Origin of the sequence: Streptomyces sp. NPDC094143 (assembly GCF_040303825.1) — a bacterium.
Classification (GTDB): Bacteria; Actinomycetota; Actinomycetes; order Streptomycetales; family Streptomycetaceae; genus Streptomyces.
This window is the reverse complement of record NZ_JBEOTZ010000005.1, coordinates 261,289-278,092: the sequence shown is the minus strand read 5'-3', so window position 1 is coordinate 278,092 and position 16,804 is coordinate 261,289. Positions and strand designations below refer to the sequence as shown.

The window sequence follows — 16,804 nt, the reverse complement described above, 5'->3', positions numbered from 1 at the left end:
GTCAATGGCCTGTACCAATACCCCTTCGCGATGCCGCGCTTTTCGGTCAGCGCGGATCGGCAGGCGGAAGCTCCTTGTTGGGGTGAGCACCCCCCGCGTCAAGCCGCCCCCCGGCAAGGCAGCCGGCTATGACCGGACAGCCGGCCGCCGCCGGTTACCGGGCCTGCAGAACGACGCCGTCGTCGGCGCCGCGGGCGAGGGCCGGATCAGCGCCGCGTCCCGCGCCGACCACGTCGAGGCCGCAGCCGTCGTCCTCACCGCCGATGGGCACGCCGGCGCCGTGTACGAGCTCGGCGGTGACGAGTCCTTCACCCTCACCGAGCTCGCCGCAGCGATCTCCGCTGCGGCCGGAAAGCCGGTTGCCTGCTCTGACTTCCCAGTGGCCGACTCCGCCCAGCTACTGGCCGCCGCGGGCCTCCCCGGCGAACTGGCGGAGGTCCGCGCTGACGCCGACCGCGGCATGAGCCGCGGCGAAATGTACACCGACTCGGGCGACTTGCGCCGCCTGATCGGCCGCCCGCCCGTGACCCTGGCCGAGGCACTCGCGGTCGCCCTGCGTTTCTCGGGCTGAGCGGCGGGGCAGCGGCGGGTGACGATGTGACCGGCGTCCTCGACGGCGGCGTTCCATGCGTCGCGGCCGGACCACTCGGGAATGTCCGGCTGCGTCTCGGCGACCGTGTCGTCGTCGGTGGACCGGAACGGCGGGCCGGGCCCGGTCCGTGCGGCTCTGGTGCGTGCGCGTGACGCGCTGACCGGCCCGGTGTCTCCACCTCACGCCCCGCCCTGACCCGCCTGCCTCCGGCCTGGCGTCGCCTCGACGCCTACATCGCCGGCCGTACGAGCGTGGCAGGGATCATGGCCACGCCACTGGTACGTAGCGCCGCCCCCCCTGGCCACCCGGCTCCCCCGGCCCCGCTCGAGCACTCACTGTGACGTCCGGTGAACCGAGGTCCACCAACCCCGGAGAAGTCAGACGGGGAAGGGCAGTCACGGAAGCTGAGCGTGATCACCCGGAGGTCAGCGCAGGCCGGTCGAGGTGGTGGGCTGGGCGGGGATGCGGGGGACCGAGCCGTAGCGGCGGGTGCGGCGGGCGTACTGTTCCATGGCGTGCCACAGGTCGCGGCGGTCCACGTCGGGCCAGGGGGTGTCGAGGAACAGCAACTCGGCGTAGGTGGCTTGCCAGGGAAGGAAGTTCGAGGTGCGCTGGTCGCCTCCGGTGCGCAGCAGCAGGTCGACGTCGGGCAGTTCCGGGACGTGCAGGTAGCGAGCGAAGGCGTGCTCGGAGACCGAGCCCGGGTCGATCCGCCCGGCGACCGCATCCCGGGCGAGTTTCGCTGCGGCTGTCGCGATCTCGGCGCGACCGCCGTAGTTGACGCACAGGGTCAGGGTCAGCCCGGTGTGATCGCGGGTGGCGCGCTCGGCGTCGGCGAGCGCCTCGATGGCATCGGCCGGCAGACGCCCGCGCACTCCTGCCCAGCGCACGCGGACGTCCAGTGGCTCGGTCTCGTTCGCCAGACGGCGCAGGCCCTCGGGGATCTCGTCCATCAAGGCGTGCAGTTCGTCGGCCGGGCGTTTCCAGTTCTCGGTGGAGAAGGCGTACACCGTCAGGTGAGTCAGGCCGATCTCCAGGGCACCGTGGACCACGTCGACCAGTGCCGCGCCACCCGCCCGATGGCCGTCGCTGCGCGGCAGGCGCCGGCTGGTGGCCCAGCGGCCGTTGCCGTCCATGATGATCGCAACGTGACGCGGCATGGCCTCGGGGGGCAGCTTGGGCGGGCGGGCGCCGGACGTATGGGGTGTCGGAGGGACGATCGGGCTCCGCTGGGCGGCGAGCCGGCGGACTTCCCCGGCCAGGCCGAGCTGTTCAGGCGCGCCGACCGGTACGGGGTCCGGCAGCGGCCCCGGCTGGATGGGGAAGGGGAACAGGCCCCAGGCCAGCGCCGCCTTCGCGCGGGCGGGCAGCAGCAGGCGCAGCCGGGCGCCGCGTGGCAGCGCCGGGCGGCGGTGCAGCAGTGCGGCAGGGGCATCGGCCGCCGCCTTCAGACGCAGCCGGTACAGGTCGGTGTAGGTGTCGAACGCGATGCTGACCGCCGGGTGCAGCACGCGTGGCAGCGGGGTCCGGTCCAGCCATGTACGGGCCCGGCCGGCCAAGCGGCGCACCATGTCCTCGAACGCAGGGGTGGCACGCCGGGAAAGGAGGTCCACGCGGCGCACTCCGGCCTCGTCCAAAGCTTCCTGTGGCAGCGGTACGTGGTCGCGGCCCAGGTCCTCGGAGAGATCGACGAGGCTGTCGGTGAGATAGACGGCGTCGGCGGCGGTCTGCCACGCCACCACCGCTTCCGGCACGCCCGCGGCGATCGCCTCGGGCTCGCCGGACAGGCCCGCGGCCCGCAGCAGCAGCGAGGCCGCTCGCAGCGCGAACGGGACGACGACCAGTCTGCTGTTGCGTCGCCACTCCTTCCAGGTCGCGAACTGCTTGCCCTGGACGTCCTGGCGCAGTTCCTCGAACTGCGTGTGCAGGAAACCCGGCGGCAGGTTCCAGGTCAGCATGGTGTGGATCAGCGCCTGCCGCACCGGGTCGGTGCCGCGGCCGTCGCGCAGGTCCGCCTCGAACGCCGAGATCCATGCCTCCAGCCGCTCGGCCCGCCCTGGGCCCGGACCGCCGGTGGATCCGGCCTCCCCGCCGGGAGCGTCGGCCGCGTCGACGAGGTGGTCCACGCAGTATCCGGCTCCGAGCAGCGCCCATGTGGCGATCCGCAGTGGTGGCGGCATCAGCAGAGAGACGGCGTATTCGATCTCGCCCGCGGTGCGTGTTGCGCGGCGGCACGCCTCATAGCCGCGGCGCAGGTCCGCATCGCGGATGCCGCAGCGCTGGTAGAACCGGGTGGTGGGCACAGCCGGATGCCTCACGTCACGCCTCCTCTTCCGGGGTGTCTTCCGGTGCCGTGGCTGCTTGCTGAGGGATCCAGGCCAGGGCCAGGGCGCTGCCGACGGCGGTGAGCAGGAAGCCCAGCAACAGCCCGCCGAGGTTGGCGGCGACCAGACTGACCAGGGACAGCACTGCGGCCAGGACACCGGAGAAACAACGCAGTGCCGGGTTGCGCCACGTCGTCACACCGGCAACGACGAACAGGGCACCCAGGGCCCACGAGGCGGCGCCCGCCGTGCCGGTGAACCGCAGGAAGCCCAGCCCCGCCCACGACACGCAGATCAGCTCCAGGCCGCCGAGCCACAACAGCAACCCCGCCGCGAACGGCCGTCCCCGGCGCCACCCCTGCCATCGGGACCACCGGCCGGACGGCACGGTCGCACTCACCGGGCCGCCTTCCGCTCGCAGCCGCCCGCGCCCTGACGCAGATCGACGGTGACGCCCTGGGCCGTGATCGTCCCGGCGGTGAAGGCATGCGGCTGGGTGGCCACCGTGCGGCCGCTGACCTCTTGAGCACCGACGGTGAACAGGCCCGTGGGCTCCTGGAGGGACACCCTCGGCGTGGTGAACTTCGCTGCGGAAAGCTTCACCGACCGGGCCGTGGTCTTGCCCGCCTCCACCGTCAGACCGGTGGCGGAGGCGCGCTCGATGCGTACGACCGCCGTCACCGCGCCGACGACCGGCAGGCGGGCCGTCGAGGTCACGCAGGCGTCCTCCACTGTGGCCCGCTCCGCTCGCGTGGCCAGCGCGGGCAGCAGTCCGCCACGGCCCGCGGCCGCCGGGGAGGCCGACACCCCCGAGGCGGACACTCGCGCGGCATGGACCGTGACCGGAACCTCCCCGGCGAAGGCCATCGCGACGGCTCCCGTCGCGCTCCCGGCCAGCAGAGCGCCGGCACCCACGAGCAGGGGAGCCAGCGCCAGAGCGAATCGTCGACAACTCGTGTGCCCGCTGTCTGTCACGGGGAGGCTGTTGTTGATCACGGCTGGCTCAACGACCGCCGCGGGCTGAAGTACCGCCCAACGCACGATCGGCTGATACGACTTGCGCGCCGGTTGCCGAGCGGTGTCGAGGCTCAGCCGACGGTCGACCTGGTCGGCTTCGACGAGGTCCTCGCCCGTCGAGGAGGGTCGTACTGCCCACACCGGGGGGCTGCGGACAACGGGCGGCGTACACCTGATGAGCCGCCGCACACGCACCCCAGCGCGCACGCCGCGCCGGCGGGTCAGCTCTCCGGCGCAACGGCCGTGAGCTGCTGACCGGCGGTGAACCTCCTTCGCCAGGCGAGCGCGACGTAGACCAGACCGATCAGCACCGGCACCTCGATGAGCGGTCCGACGACACCGGACAGCGCCTGGCCGGAGGTGACGCCGAAGGTGGCGATGGCGACGGCGATGGCCAGCTCGAAGTTGTTGCCCGCCGCGGTGAACGCCAGGGTGGCGGTGCGGTCGTAGGCCAGGCCCAGACCCTTGCCGAGCAGGAAGGTGCCGAAGAACATGACCGCGAAGTAGACCAGCAGTGGCAGCGCGATCCGGGCGACGTCCAGCGGCTGGGAGGTGATGGTCCTGCCCTGCAGGGCGAAGAGCACGACGATCGTGAACAGCAGCCCGTACAGCGCCCACGGGCCGATCTTCGGCAGGAACTTCGCCTCGTAGGCGGTACGGCCGAGCTTCCGCTCGCCGATGCGTCGGGTGAGGAAGCCGGCCAGCAGCGGGATGCCGAGGAAGACGATGACGTTCAGGGCGATGTGCCAGACGGACACGTCCAGGCCCTGGCCGTCACCGAGGTTCATCCAGCGCGGCAGCAGGTCGAGGTAGACCCAGCCCAGCAGGCCGAACGCGAGGACCTGGAACACCGAGTTCAGCGCGACCAGGACGGCGGCGGCCTCGCGGTCGCCGCAGGCGAGGTCGTTCCAGATGATGACCATCGCGATGCAGCGGGCCAGGCCGACGATGATCAGGCCGGTGCGGTACTCGGGCAGGTCCGGCAGGAAGATCCACGCCAGCGCGAACATCACCGCGGGCCCGACGATCCAGTTGATGACCAGTGAGGAGACCAGCAGCTTCCTGTCGCCGGTCACGCGATCGAGCCTGTCGTAGCGGACCTTGGCCAGGACCGGGTACATCATGACCAGCAGGCCGAGCGCGATCGGCAGGGAGATCCCGCCGACCTCGATCTTCGCGAGCGCGTCGTTCATCCCCGGGATGATCCGGCCCAGGCCGAGACCGACGGCCATGGCCAGCAGGATCCACACCGCGAGGTAGCGGTCGAGAGTGGAGAGCCTGCTGACGATCGAGTCGTCCCCGGCTCCGGCCGGAGCGGAGGCGGTGGTGGGCTCGGTGGAGGTCACGGGCAGGCCCTCTTGTTGTCGGCGGCGGTACGGGCTTGTTCGGCGAGGCCGGTCAACTGCACGGCCAGGTGGGCGATGACGTCCGCACGGAGCTTGTAGTAGGTGAAGCGTCCGCACGGCTCGGTCTCGACGACACCGGCCTCGCGCAGCACTTTCAGGTGGTTGGAAAGGTTGGTCTGCTTCGCACCGGTCTCCTCCACCAGGTGGGTGGTACACAGCGTCTCGCGGGCGAGCAGGGTCACGATCCGGAGCCTGAGCGGGTCGGCCAGCACCCGGATCAGGTCAGTGTCGACTGACGTCATCATGGGCTGATACTGTCACATCATCCGAAGCTGATGTCAGCCAGCACTGAATCGTGGTCCGCCGAGAGCGGTCTGCCCATGTCCGCCGCATCACCGACCTGCGCGCCGGCCTGCCAGGCACCTGAAGAACCCCTGCATCACCCCACGACTCACCTTGTGAAGGAAGAACGCATGTCCTCCACCCCGCTCGCCTCCGTGCTGTTCGTCTGCGTCCACAACGCCGGCCGCTCGCAGATGGCCGCCGGCTTCCTCAACCACCTCGCGGGCGACCGCGTCGAGGTCCGCTCCGCCGGATCCGTCCCCGGCGACCAGGTGAACCCCGCGGCCGTCGAGGCGATGGCCGAGGTCGGCATCGACATCTCCGCCGCCCAGCCGAAGATCCTCACCACCGAGGCCGTCCGGGCGTCCGACTACGTCATCACCATGGGCTGCGGCGACGCCTGCCCGGTCTTCCCCGGCAAGAAGTACCTCGACTGGGCCCTGGAGGACCCGGCCGGCAAGGGTGTCGACACCGTCCGCCCCATCCGCGACGAGATCAGGACCCGCATCGAAGCCCTCATCGCCGAGATCGACGCCAAGCACGAGGCGTGACCCTCAGGACACAGCCGGCCGGGCGCGCGAGTCAGAGCACGGGGGCGGAAACCGGACGACGATCTGACGTCCTGTGCCCACGCAAGTGCCCGGAGTTAGAGTTCCCCCATGAACAGGCAGGCCCCGACGCTGGAGGATGTCGCCCGGGAGGCGGGGGTCTCCCGGGCCACCGTGTCGCGGGTCGTGAACGGCGTACGCAACGTCGATCCCAGCATCCAGAACCTGGTCCGCAGCGCGATCGAACGGACGGGCTACACGCCGAACCGCGCGGCAAGGGCGCTGGTCACCCGGCGCACCGGAACCGTGGCCCTCATCATCTCGGGCGCGGGCGACGCCTTCGCCGGCCGCGTGTTCGCCGACCCGTTCTTCGGCCGCGTCGTCAACGGCGTCGTGGGGTATCTGCGGGCACGCGCGATGCAGCCGGTGCTGCTGTTCACCGAGTCGGAGGCGGCCAGGACTCAGGTGGTCGACTACCTGAGGCAGGGCAGTGCGGACGGAGCCCTGGTGGTCTCCGTGCAACCGGACGACCCTCTGCCGGGCATGCTCCTGTCCGCCCAGGTCCCCACGGTGCTGTTCGCGCGTCCCGCTCGGGCCGCACCGGTCAGTTGCGTCGACCTGGACCACTACGCGGGGGGACGCCTGGCCGCGCAGCGTCTGCTGGCGCGCGGCTGCCGTCGTGTGGCGGCGCTCAGCGCTCCTCAGGAGCTCAGGGCCGGCCGGGACCGCCTCGCCGGATTCCGCGACGCCCTGGACCGCGCCGGGCACGGGAGCATCCCGACGGCCGAGGGCACCTTCACGCTGGACAGCGGGGCGGCGGCGATGGCCGCGCTGCTGCGCGACCACCCCGCGGTGGACGGCGTGTTCGCGGCCAACGATCTGATGGCCCAGGGCGCCTGCCAGGTCCTGCGGGAGCTGGGCAGGCGTATACCGCAGGACGTCGCCGTCGTCGGATTCGACGACTCGACCGTCGCCGTGAGCTGCCGGCCGCCGCTGACCACCGTGCGCCAGCCGGTGGAGGACATGGCGGCGGCGATGGCCAGGATGCTGGACGAGCAGGTCCAGGGCATCCGTACCGAACCTCGCATCCGGGTCTTCGCGCCGGAACTGGTCGTACGCGAGTCCGCCTGACCCGGCGCGCCTTCCGTGACGGCCCCGCACGGCGGGAGGCGTGCGGGCGGCGGGAAGGGCCCGGCTGCACCCTGTTTCGCGGGTGGCCGGGCCCGTGTGGCTCCGGCCGGGTCAAGGCAGCCGGTGGTCCGCGTTCAGCACCGCGCCGCGCTCCGGGTGGTTCTGGTCGTAGCCGCGCGTGTCGCACTGGAGGCCGCCCACGATGCAGTGGTCGACCAGTGCCTTGAGGGTCCGCTCCTCCCAGGCGTTGAAGAAGTCGTAGTGGAAGGAATATCCGCGGCCGCTGGCCAGGCGGACCTGGCTCATGTCACCGTTGACCGGGAAGGCCATCTTGAACTCGATCATCGGCAGGGCGACGGGGTGGGAGGCCGGGCACATGTTGTCGTTCGTGCCGGGCTTGACGACCGGGTAGGCCATGTGGCTCTTGTGGTCGGGAGTGTCGAGGTACTTGCCGTCCCAGCAGCTGGGCGCCTGGAAACGGATGTTGAGCTGCACGTCGGGGCGGCTGGGACAGCTGGCCGGAATGTCGACGTTGAAGAAGCTGTCACCGCATTCCCAGCCCTCGACGAAGCCCTTGTGACCGCGGAACTCCTGGGCGCTCTGCAAGGGGTCTCCGACGACGAACCGCAGCCCCTTGGGGAACGGGCGCACGCTCGTGTAGTCGGTGACGCCGGCCTTGTAGTAGATGACCTGCGGACCGACCGGCAGGATCTTCTTGTCGCCCCTGTACAGGGAGGGCATCCAGTACGCGGAGGCGTCGGCCGGTGCCAGGCAGGTGGTGGCGCCTCCGTAGAGGCTCGCGGTCGTGCTGCCGGCGTGCGTCGACGTGTTGCCCATGAAGGTGTGGTCGTGGGACCTGCCGGGCTGCCCCGGGTACACGATCGGGTCGTCCGGCGCGGTGTGCGTGACGGCGCAGTTGGCCTGGAACTCCTTGTGGTAGCGCGGCGGCGGGGTGGCGTCGGACGGGGCCACCCCGGTGACGGGGGGTACGGCCGGGATGTAGCCGTCGCCGTCGGGGTCGTCGGCGGAGGCCCGGGTCGACACCGCCATGGTGTGCCCTGCGTGACCAGCGGCCGGGGTGACCGTGGTGTCGCCGGGGCCGGCGGCCGTGGCGACCGTGCCGACGCCGAGCGCGCCGGCGAGGAGCGCGCTGCCGAGTAACAGCGCGGGGAGTTTCGAACGTGGTCTCATGGGGCCTCCTTGCCCACTGGAGTGACACGTGCAGGTGGTGCGACGGGCGACGCCGGACGCCCTTCACCGTCGTCAGCTGTAGATGCCGAACTCGTGCAGCGAGTAGCCCCAGCCGGTGCCACGCGCCGTCAGGTGCAGTCGTACGTGCCGGGCGGTCGCCGCGACGTCGATGGTGTCGACGTCGCCGTTGCCGGTGGTCGTGGTGTGGAGCGTGCGCCAGGCGGTGCCGTTGTCCGACACCTGGACCTCGTAGGCCCTGGCGTAGGCGGGGTCCCACACGAGCTGGAGCTTGCGGAGGGGGGTGGCGGTGCCGAGGTCGACCTGGATCCACTGCGGGTCGCTCCAGTCGCTGGCCCACCGCGTGTCGGTCCTGCCGTCCGTCGCCTTGGCGGGCTCGCACGGGCAGTCGCCGTACGAGGGCTGGAAGGAGGAGGCGGTGGTGGGCTTGTTCAGCGCGACGTTCGTGCCGGTGACCGGCGGGGCGACGACCCTGACCGACTTCGTCTCGATGCCGGCGTTGCCGCGGCCGTCCTCGGCCTGGAGGTACACCTTCCACACACCGAGCTTCTCGGGGGCGGTCACGGCGAAGGTCCCGTCGCCGGTGGCGCGCCACCTGGCCTCCACCAGGCGCTTGTCACCGCTCGCGTAGTTGCCGCTGAGGAAGACCTTGTACGTGACCGGGTCGCCGTCGGGGTCGCGGACGCCCGCGCGGACGGTGAACTCGCCTCCCGCCGGGGCGGACGAGGCGGGACTGACGGTCATGTCGCTGATGACCGGCGGGGTGTTGTCGCCGCCGGAGTTTGCGGTGTAGGCCTTCTTGACCGCGTAGTAGGAGAGTCGCTTCAGTCCGTCGGGCACGAGGTTGAACCAGATGCCGCCGAAGTCGTGCTCGACGCCGTAGTGGAAGAGCGTGGCGCCCAGGGCGACGCCCCGGTGGCCGGTGACGCAGTCCCAGGCCTTGGTGTAGCCCTCGGCCTTCTGCACGTCGGTCGGCTCGTCGGGGACGCCGTTGGCGTCGTCGGGCACCTCCCACTCCCCGGCCGGTCCGCCCTCCGTGATGAGGTACGGCTTGGTGTAGCCGCCCTGCTCCCAGTCCTCCCGGACGCCGCAGATGTCGCCGTAGGAGTTCATCGAGTACAGGTCGAGATCGGGTGCGTTGCGCTTGTAGTAGGGCCATGCCCCGGTCCAGGCGTCGGTCGAGGTGACCGGGTGGTCGGGGTCGATGCTGTGGATCTTCTTGGCGACATCGTTGACGAAGGCGGTGTAGGCGTTGCGCTGCGCTTCCAGTGCGGCGCCGCTGTAGCAGTTCTGCAGGCCGAGGACCGACTCGTTGCCGACGTTCCACATGAGCGTCGCCGGGTGGCTCCGGTACGTCTCCACCCACTTGGCGAACTCGGTGAGCATGGTGTTCTTGTACGTCGTGTCGGTGACGTAGTCGACGCAGCCGCCGGAGCCGGGGCCGCCGCCGGGCTGCAGCCAGAAGCCGTTGACGACGCGGATGCCGTGCGCGGCGGCGGAGTCGAGCAGCGGCTTGGTACCGCCGTCGGTGCCCCAGGTACGGATCGTGTTGACGCCCATGGACTTCACGTCCGGCATGTACTTCGGGGCATCGGCGATCGCGGGACCCCAGGTGAGGCCCTTGACGGTGTACGGCTGGCCGCCGACGGTCAGCTGCCAGTTCCCTTGCGAGCCGGCCACCTTGACCGCCCCTCCCCCGCCGGGCGGGGTGCCGTCCGTGGTCCCGTACACCTGGAACTCCCACAGGGAGTAGCCGTAGCCGCCGGAACGCTCGGTGCCCAGCATGCGCACGTAGCGGCCGGAGCCGGAGACGGCGACCTCGTCCGTGCCGCCGTCGCCGCCGGTCACGGTCTTCAGGGTCCGCCAGTCCGTGCCGTTGTCGGACGCCTGGATCTGGTAACTCCTGCCGTACGCGCCCTCCCAGGTCAGGACGGTGCGGCTCAGGTCGGCCCGTTGTCCGAGGTCGACCTGGAACCACTGCGGGTCGCTCCACCGGCTGGCCCAGCGGGTGCCGGTGAGGTCGCCGTCGACGGCTGCCGAGGGCGCGTAGGCGTCGCCCTCCTGGGAGGAGGCCGTGGCGGGCCTGCCCTGGGAGAGCAGGGTCTCCGCCGCATGGGCGGGCGGGGCGGTGAGGGCGAGGGGGGACGCCACGAGTGCGGCGAGGGCGAGCAGGGGGATAGCGCGTCGCGCTGCTGGTCTGCGGTACGAAGGCAGGGGGGACACTTCTGCTCCTGGCGGTGTGGGGAGTGCCAACGGCGACGCGGGGTCGGGAGCACCGCGTGAGGGGCCCCTCCGGGCCGGGTCGCGGGGATGTCATCCGGCCCGGAGGGGAGTTGTGGCCGGCGGGCGGCCTGATCAGGGGTAGGACACGACGGTGGACGGAACGGTCGAGGTGCCGGCCGGGACCGTGGAGGCGCCGGTGTCGTTGATGACGTGGTTGTAGTGGCCCATGCCGCCGAGGGAGACCACCAGGAGGCTGTGGAACCTCACTCCCGGTTTCACGGGGGTCTTGAAGCCGTGGTCCTGGCGGATGTTCGGGTCGACGTTGTAGTTGCAGTAACTGCCCAGGCCCCATGCCTCGTGGGTGTCGACCGAGTCGTCGACCCGGTACGCGGCGTACCCCTTCGTCGTGCCGTTCTGGATGGCGGCCTGGTTCGGGGCGTCGTACGCCTTCTCGTTCTGGTAGAAGATCGTCCGTCCTCGCTCGCCGTACCACTCGACGTCGTACTTGTTGAAGTGCTCCACGAACAGGCCGGTGGCCAGGACGTCGTCGCCGTTGACGCGGACGCCGTAGTCGGCCCGGTTGGTCTCCCAGCCGACGCCCTCGCCGTGGTCGGCCCGCCACACCCAGGTGTGGTCGATGATCGCGTCGTGGCTGTTGACCACCATGCTGGTGGTGGCCTTGCCCGCGCCCGCGCCGCCGATGCGGATGTACACGTCCTGCACGGTGGTGGGGTCGGCCGCGTGGTCGGCGGAGGCGCCCTGCGGGCCGATCTCCAGCAGGGTCGGCGAGTTGACCGGTCCGGCGTCGATGAGGAAGCCGGCGAGCCGCACGCCGTCGACGTCGGCGACCTTCATGGCGGTCACGCCGTTGTCCGGGATGATCGTGGCGAGGCCGAGTCCCAGCACGATGGTGCCGGCCCGGTTGACGTTGATCGTCCGGTCGACGTGGTAGACGCCCGGGGTGAACAGCAGGTGCAGGCCCTGGTCCAGCGCGGCGTTGATGGTGGCGGCCGTGGCGCCGGGCTTGACGACGTAGAACCTGCTCAGCGGGATCGACGCGCCCTGCGGGGTGCCACCGGCCCAGGTGGTGCCGCGTGCGTTGGTCCGCTTGGCCGGGGCGAAGACCTTGTACTCACTGCCGTCCAGGTAGAGGAAGGGCTTCTCGCGGGAGATCGGTGTCGTGTCGAGCGTGGTGTAGCGGGGCTCGGGGAAGCTGGTGGCGGGAGCGCCCTCGACTCCGGAGAAGACCTGGTTCCAGACGCTGTTGGACCAGCCGCCGATGGAGCTGTCGCGGGTGTACCACTGCTGCTGCGAGTAGTTGCCGATCTGCCCGTCGATCCTGCTGTCGGCGATGTAACCGCCGCTGGCCCAGCCGTAGCCGTTGGGGGCGAGGTTGAGGCCGCCCTTGACGTGCATCCGGCGGAACGAGGCGGCCTGCGAAACCGCCCACCGGTTGGTGCCGTTGACCGGCTTCACGGCGAGGTTCTCCGCGCCGCGCCAGAAGTTCTGGGTGGCGTTGCCGTTGAACCAGCCGGCGTCGACGGTGATGTCACCGTTGATCGTCGTGTCGTCGGGGCTCAGGCCGAGGCCGGCGATCTGGGTGTAGAAGCCGATCTGGGCGTTGAGGCCGTTGTAGGTGCCCGGCTTGAAGAGGAAGGCGTGCCGGCCGGAGCCGAACTGCGCCGACTCCTGCTCCTCGAAGACCTGGTCCAGCTTGGCCTGGATGCCGGGCGTGGACGGGTCGAAGACGTGCACGTTCGGGCCGAGGTCGCCGCCGCCCGGTATCTGCGGGCCGGGGTCGTCGCCGGGAGTGCCGTACACCTTGAACTCCCAGAGGGAGTAGCCGTATTGGGTGGCGCGGACGGTACCGAGCATGCGGACGTAGCGGGCGGTGCCGGTGACGTTCACGGTTTCCGTACCGCCGGTGCCGGCGGTCGTGGAGTAGGCCGTCGACCAGTCCGTGCCGTTCTGGGACGTCTCGATCCGGTAGGACTTGGCGTAGGCGGTCTCCCAGCGCAGCTCGACCTGGCTGAGCGAGGCGGGGGCGCCGAGGTCGACGCGGATCCACTGGGGGTCGGACGCCGCGCTCGACCAGCGGGTGCCGTTGTCGCCGTCGACGGCCGCGGTCGCCGGGGTGCCGTGGTGCTCCTGGCTGGAGGCGGTGACCGGTTTGCCCTGGGACAGCAGTACGGGGGCGGCCTGGGCCTGCTCGGCGGGGACGACGGCGAGGAGGGCGGCGGCGAGGGCGGTGACCAGAGCGCCGATGATGCCGCGACGACCGGGTCTGTGGGGCACCGGCGCAGCCGGGGGTATGCCGACAGCGGGCATGGGGAGGCTCCTTGGGAACAGGGGGATTGGGAGAGCGCTCTCCCGACGATGCCCGTCAGGTGACGGGTGGTCAAGGTTCCGGTCCGTCTTTTCTTTTGGCTTGCATTAAGGTCGATCACGAGGGGCGGTGCGGCGTGGGGTTGTGTTGCGGGAAGCAGGGTGCCACTGGAGCGTGCCTTCGGGCCGAGGGTGGTCTCCGGGCGGTCTGCCGCGTACGCGGACAGGAGAGGCGACGGGCCCGCCGGTCTGCCGGCGCACCCTTGGCCCTGGTCCGACTGCTTGCTGTGCGACTCTCCGGGTACAGCGATTAGATGAGCGGGATCTCCGCTGTGCGGCAGTTACCGAAAGAGACACTCTTGTGACCCATCCCGCTGGCCCCGGCGATGATGACGCGGGACCTCGTGGCGGCCCCGAGGCCGTCGCACGGGAGATCGCTGAGGCCATCGAGAGCCTGACGAGTCTGTGGTCACTGGCCGCTCAGGACGCAACGGTGCGTTTGTCGTCGCACCAGTTGCGGGCGTTGCGGGCGCTGCAGACAGCGCCGGAGCTGAATCTCACCGCCCTGGCCGAGCGTCTGGACATAGGGCTGCCCACCGCCAGCCGTCTCTGCGACCGGCTGGAGGCCGCGGGACTGCTGGAACGAGCCCCGCACCCTCACAATCGGCGAGAGGTACGGCTGACGCTGACCGCGCAGGGTCGGCACGTCCTCGCCGATGTGGCGGCGCGGCGCGTACAGGTACTTGCGGCGGCTCTGGCCGCCATGGATCCCCGCGACCTCATGCTGCTCAGGCACGGCATGCGGGGTTTCCTCGCCGGTCAGGCCTCTGCGCCAGGAAACGGCTCCGGACCCGAACCGCCACCGGCATGAGCCGGAGCATCCTCTTCACTCCGCCGGCGCGACCCGCCCAGCACGCTCAGCGGTCAGCGGTCAGCACCGGGGCCGGCGACAACGCCTCGGAGGCACTGCTCACGGCCCCACCTGCCGAGAGCCGACCTCGCCTGCCCCGGATGTCCATGCCTCGACACGGGCATGTCCCGCCGCCCCGAGGTCGCGGCCCTTCCAGTCCAGACAGACGACCGCGGCGTCGGCCGCGAGGTCCTTGCTGCCGAAGTGCGTGATCAGCCCCGAGACCACGGAACGTGCGGCCTCGTGCGGAGGTGCCGGCCGGGTGGCGCTGAGGGTCTGCCGCAGCGCGCGTTCACCGAAGAGGCCCCCGTCCGCGGCGCGTGCGCCGTGCACGCCGGTGCTGACCACGATGAGACGGTCGCCCGGCTCGACCTCGAACGTCTGCTCCTCGTAAAGAGTCTCTTCGAACATGCCGAGCGGCATTTGAGCTTCCAGTTCGACCTGCTCGATGTCGGCGCCGCGCTGACGGTACAGCTGGGGGGATCCGGCGTCGACGGCATGGACGATGCCCGTGTCCAGGGCGAAGTGCAGGAGCAGGGTGGAGGCGTAGACCTTGCCGCCGTACTGGGCGTAGATGGCCTGGTCGGCCAGGCAGGCCTGATCGGCCAGGCCTATTCCGGCGCGGCGGGCGTTGCGCATCGCTCCGACGGCGAGGCTGGTCAGCAGCGACGCGTCGATGCCTTGTCCCATGCCGTCGGTGACGGTGATCGTCAGGTGATCGGCGCCGGTGGACCAGTCGAAGTTGTCCCCGCCGATGGCGTAGGCGGGTTCGAGGTGGGCTCCGACGACGTACTCCTCGCGGGCGCAACCACGGCCCGGGAGCAGTTGCCACTGCATCTCGGCGGCGAGGGTCAGTCGCCGGGTGCGGCGGGCCTGCAGGTAGAGGTCGGTGTCGCGGCCGGCGGTGGTGACCTCGTGGGCGAGCGCTGTCGCGAAGTCGCCGAGCCGGAGCACCATCGTCGGATCCACGGCGTCGGCAGGCATCCGGACGCTGAGCACGCCCAGCCGGTCACCCCGCACGGTGAGGGGCAGGTGCACCACCTCACCGGCCGGATCAGGGGTGACCTCGACCACCGGCATCTGACTGACGAAAGCCCGGCCCGCGGGGCCGTCCTGGGCGGGCACCGGCTCGCCGGTGTTGGGCAGGTGGGTGACCGGCTGCAGGACCGTCAGCCCGTAGTCGGCCAGCAGCAGCGTCACTCCCTGCGCCCCCGCACGCTCGGCCAGCAGGCGGCCGGCCGTGGCGACCAGGAGGTGGGGCGGAGCGGCGCGCAGCAGGCTTTCCGCGGACGCGACCGGTTCAGGGGTGCTCATGATGTTTGCCTCTCCGCTGGTGATTTCCACGCTATCGCGGTTCTCCGCGCAGGTGTCGGGTCGGCCGCACAGCAGCAGGCAGACGTCGTCGTCGCGCTCGGAGTCGTCGAGCAGCGATTTCGGCAGGTATTCGGCGGCTGCGTTCACATCCCGGTCCAGTTCGGCGGTGCTCAGCGCTGCCAGGGCCCGGCCGAGCCGGTGGATGCCGGGGTCGACGCCCTGGGAGCGGCGTTCGACCAGCCCGTCGGTGTACAGGGCGAGCGTCGATCCGGGTGGGAGCGTGAGGGTGTGGTCCTGGTACCGGTGGGGCATGGGAACGCCCAGCGTGATCCCGGGCTTGTCGTCCAGGATCCGGACGGTGCCCCCGGGCTCGCGCACGAGGGCGGGGGGGTGTCCGGCGGCGGCCCACAGGACGGTGGGATCGCCGGGGCGGAAGCAGGCGATCACGGCGGTCGCGTACAGCTCACGACGACGCCGACGAAACCGGCAGCCGGACCGCTTGATCGGCGCGGCGCGACGCCGACCAGCACAGATACCCATTCCTGCCACCAGCGCGCGAAGCGGACTCCGTACACGCCGCCGCCCTTCCCGCGCACGTCCGACCCGGCCACTTTGTTGCCTCGTGGCCATAGTTGTCAATGACAACTGTTGGACGGGTGTGTGACGTGTGATGCCCCGTAAGCGTCCCTCGGGGATCGTTTCTGGTCAGGCAGTCGCAGGCCGGCACCCCGGCGGGGCGATGTCGGGCAGCAGGCGGGAGAGGTCGAACACGGCCGGGGCCGCGTCGGCCGCCGTGAGGAGCAGCCACAGCGGCTGAGAACCCAGCCCGGTCACCGTCGTCCGGCAGTCCGGACTGCTCGCGGCCGGATCGAACAGCAGGTGCAGGCCGGCGATGTCCATGAAGGGCGTACCGGTCAGGTCCCACTGCAGATCGGTCACCTGCGAGGGCAACGCGGCAACCGCGGCGCGCAGCGGGGGCAGCGTGTCGAAGTCGATCTCCCCCCGCGCAGCGATGCGTGCGCGGGTGCCGTCGATGGTGGTGATGATGTTCATGCGGGCACGGGCCCCCTTCCGGGGTTGTGAGCCCAAAGACGAAACCCCTCCCGGGGTACGACGATGGCGAGGGCCGGGTGCCCGGGATGGGGGCGACGCCCGAACGTCCCCGAAGACCGGAAACCCTGGGGGCGCCGGCCGGTCTCGTTGTCTTCCCACGGTCGCACGGCGGCATCCATGGCCACGATCGACCCCGAGGGGATGTTCTGTGAAGTCTGTGACCATTCTGCTGCCCTTCCCTTCGGCGGGACCTCGGCCGCTGCGGACAGACCCACGGTGGAAGTACTGCGAAGACAAGGGATGGGAGCCCGGCTGTCGTCGGGCCTTGGCAGACGCTCGCACGCCAAGGGCGCTGTCCACCGGGCCCGTGAGGGCGTCGACGCCGTCGCCCCGAGCGTGCCCGCACACGTCCGTCCCCCTGGCGTCGACGACGAGAGCGGGCCCTGGCTGTGCGGCGAGGCGTTGGCCGA

At 70.9% G+C, this 16,804-nt stretch carries 14 protein-coding genes and 1 pseudogene; 4 read left to right on the top strand and 11 right to left on the bottom strand.

Annotated features, from left to right (window positions below):
• The first annotated feature begins 82 nt into the window (after positions 1-82).
• The gene (locus ABTZ58_RS09365; protein ID WP_351352559.1) at positions 83-571 is read left to right on the top strand and encodes a Rossmann-fold NAD(P)-binding domain-containing protein; all 489 of its coding nucleotides are present in this window, start codon (positions 83-85) and stop codon (positions 569-571) included.
• A 446-nt stretch (positions 572-1,017) separates the two neighbouring features.
• Here the strand turns inward: ABTZ58_RS09365 and uppS are convergent, their stop codons facing one another.
• The 5 genes from uppS to ABTZ58_RS09340 all read right to left on the bottom strand — a co-directional run bounded on the left by uppS (position 1,018) and on the right by ABTZ58_RS09340 (position 5,584).
• Positions 1,018-2,910: a polyprenyl diphosphate synthase gene (gene uppS / locus ABTZ58_RS09360; protein ID WP_351352556.1), complete on the bottom strand. Its 1,893-nt coding sequence runs from the start codon at positions 2,908-2,910 to the stop codon at positions 1,018-1,020.
• 1 nt (position 2,911) lies between these two features.
• Positions 2,912-3,316 (bottom strand): DUF6114 domain-containing protein, encoded by a 405-nt coding sequence (locus tag ABTZ58_RS09355; protein ID WP_351352553.1) that lies wholly within the window; start codon positions 3,314-3,316, stop codon positions 2,912-2,914.
• Entirely contained in the window at positions 3,313-3,891 is a 579-nt protein-coding gene (locus ABTZ58_RS09350) for a DUF6230 family protein (protein WP_351352550.1), read from the bottom strand. The genes ABTZ58_RS09355 and ABTZ58_RS09350 overlap by 4 nt, the downstream gene beginning before the upstream one ends.
• Before the next feature lie 263 nt (positions 3,892-4,154).
• Positions 4,155-5,279, bottom strand: coding sequence for an ACR3 family arsenite efflux transporter (gene arsB, locus ABTZ58_RS09345; RefSeq protein WP_351352547.1), 1,125 nt, complete (start codon positions 5,277-5,279; stop codon positions 4,155-4,157).
• On the bottom strand, positions 5,276-5,584 hold the full coding sequence (locus ABTZ58_RS09340; protein WP_351352544.1) for an ArsR/SmtB family transcription factor: 309 nt from the start codon (positions 5,582-5,584) through the stop codon (positions 5,276-5,278). Before ABTZ58_RS09340 ends, arsB begins: the two co-directional genes overlap by 4 nt.
• 168 nt (positions 5,585-5,752) lie before the next feature.
• On the opposite strand from ABTZ58_RS09340, the gene ABTZ58_RS09335 reads away from it, so the two are divergent.
• Both ABTZ58_RS09335 and ABTZ58_RS09330 read left to right on the top strand, forming a co-directional pair.
• Positions 5,753-6,172, top strand: coding sequence for an arsenate reductase ArsC (locus tag ABTZ58_RS09335; protein WP_351352541.1), 420 nt, complete (start codon positions 5,753-5,755; stop codon positions 6,170-6,172).
• Between the two features lie 108 nt (positions 6,173-6,280).
• Positions 6,281-7,300, top strand: a complete 1,020-nt coding sequence (locus ABTZ58_RS09330; RefSeq protein WP_351352538.1) for a LacI family DNA-binding transcriptional regulator — start codon at positions 6,281-6,283, stop codon at positions 7,298-7,300.
• 111 nt (positions 7,301-7,411) lie between these two features.
• Here the strand turns inward: ABTZ58_RS09330 and ABTZ58_RS09325 are convergent, their stop codons facing one another.
• The 3 genes from ABTZ58_RS09325 to ABTZ58_RS09315 form a co-directional block, all read right to left on the bottom strand.
• Positions 7,412-8,491 carry a DUF1996 domain-containing protein gene (locus tag ABTZ58_RS09325; protein WP_351352535.1) on the bottom strand — a complete coding sequence of 360 codons (1,080 nt, stop codon included), beginning with the start codon at positions 8,489-8,491 and terminating at the stop codon, positions 7,412-7,414.
• 72 nt (positions 8,492-8,563) lie between these two features.
• Positions 8,564-10,732 carry a discoidin domain-containing protein gene (locus ABTZ58_RS09320; protein ID WP_351352532.1) on the bottom strand — a complete coding sequence of 723 codons (2,169 nt, stop codon included), beginning with the start codon at positions 10,730-10,732 and terminating at the stop codon, positions 8,564-8,566.
• Between the two features lie 132 nt (positions 10,733-10,864).
• Positions 10,865-13,060, bottom strand: coding sequence for a pectate lyase-like domain-containing protein (locus ABTZ58_RS09315; RefSeq protein WP_351352529.1), 2,196 nt, complete (start codon positions 13,058-13,060; stop codon positions 10,865-10,867).
• Between the two features lie 358 nt (positions 13,061-13,418).
• Here ABTZ58_RS09315 and ABTZ58_RS09310 point away from each other — a divergent pair, with 358 nt between their 5' ends.
• Complete coding sequence (locus tag ABTZ58_RS09310) at positions 13,419-13,928, top strand: MarR family winged helix-turn-helix transcriptional regulator (RefSeq protein ID WP_351352526.1); 510 nt, start codon at positions 13,419-13,421, stop codon at positions 13,926-13,928.
• Between the two features lie 99 nt (positions 13,929-14,027).
• Here ABTZ58_RS09310 and ABTZ58_RS09305 read toward each other — a convergent pair whose 3' ends face one another.
• The 3 genes and pseudogenes from ABTZ58_RS09305 to ABTZ58_RS09295 all read right to left on the bottom strand — a co-directional run bounded on the left by ABTZ58_RS09305 (position 14,028) and on the right by ABTZ58_RS09295 (position 16,334).
• Positions 14,028-15,281 (bottom strand): PP2C family protein-serine/threonine phosphatase, encoded by a 1,254-nt coding sequence (locus ABTZ58_RS09305; RefSeq protein WP_351352739.1) that lies wholly within the window; start codon positions 15,279-15,281, stop codon positions 14,028-14,030.
• A 75-nt stretch (positions 15,282-15,356) separates the two neighbouring features.
• Positions 15,357-15,821, bottom strand: a pseudogene (locus ABTZ58_RS09300) (PP2C family protein-serine/threonine phosphatase); the annotation flags it as partial.
• A 165-nt stretch (positions 15,822-15,986) separates the two neighbouring features.
• Positions 15,987-16,334, bottom strand: a complete 348-nt coding sequence (locus ABTZ58_RS09295) for an STAS domain-containing protein (protein ID WP_351352523.1) — start codon at positions 16,332-16,334, stop codon at positions 15,987-15,989.
• Positions 16,335-16,804: the final 470 nt, after the last annotated feature.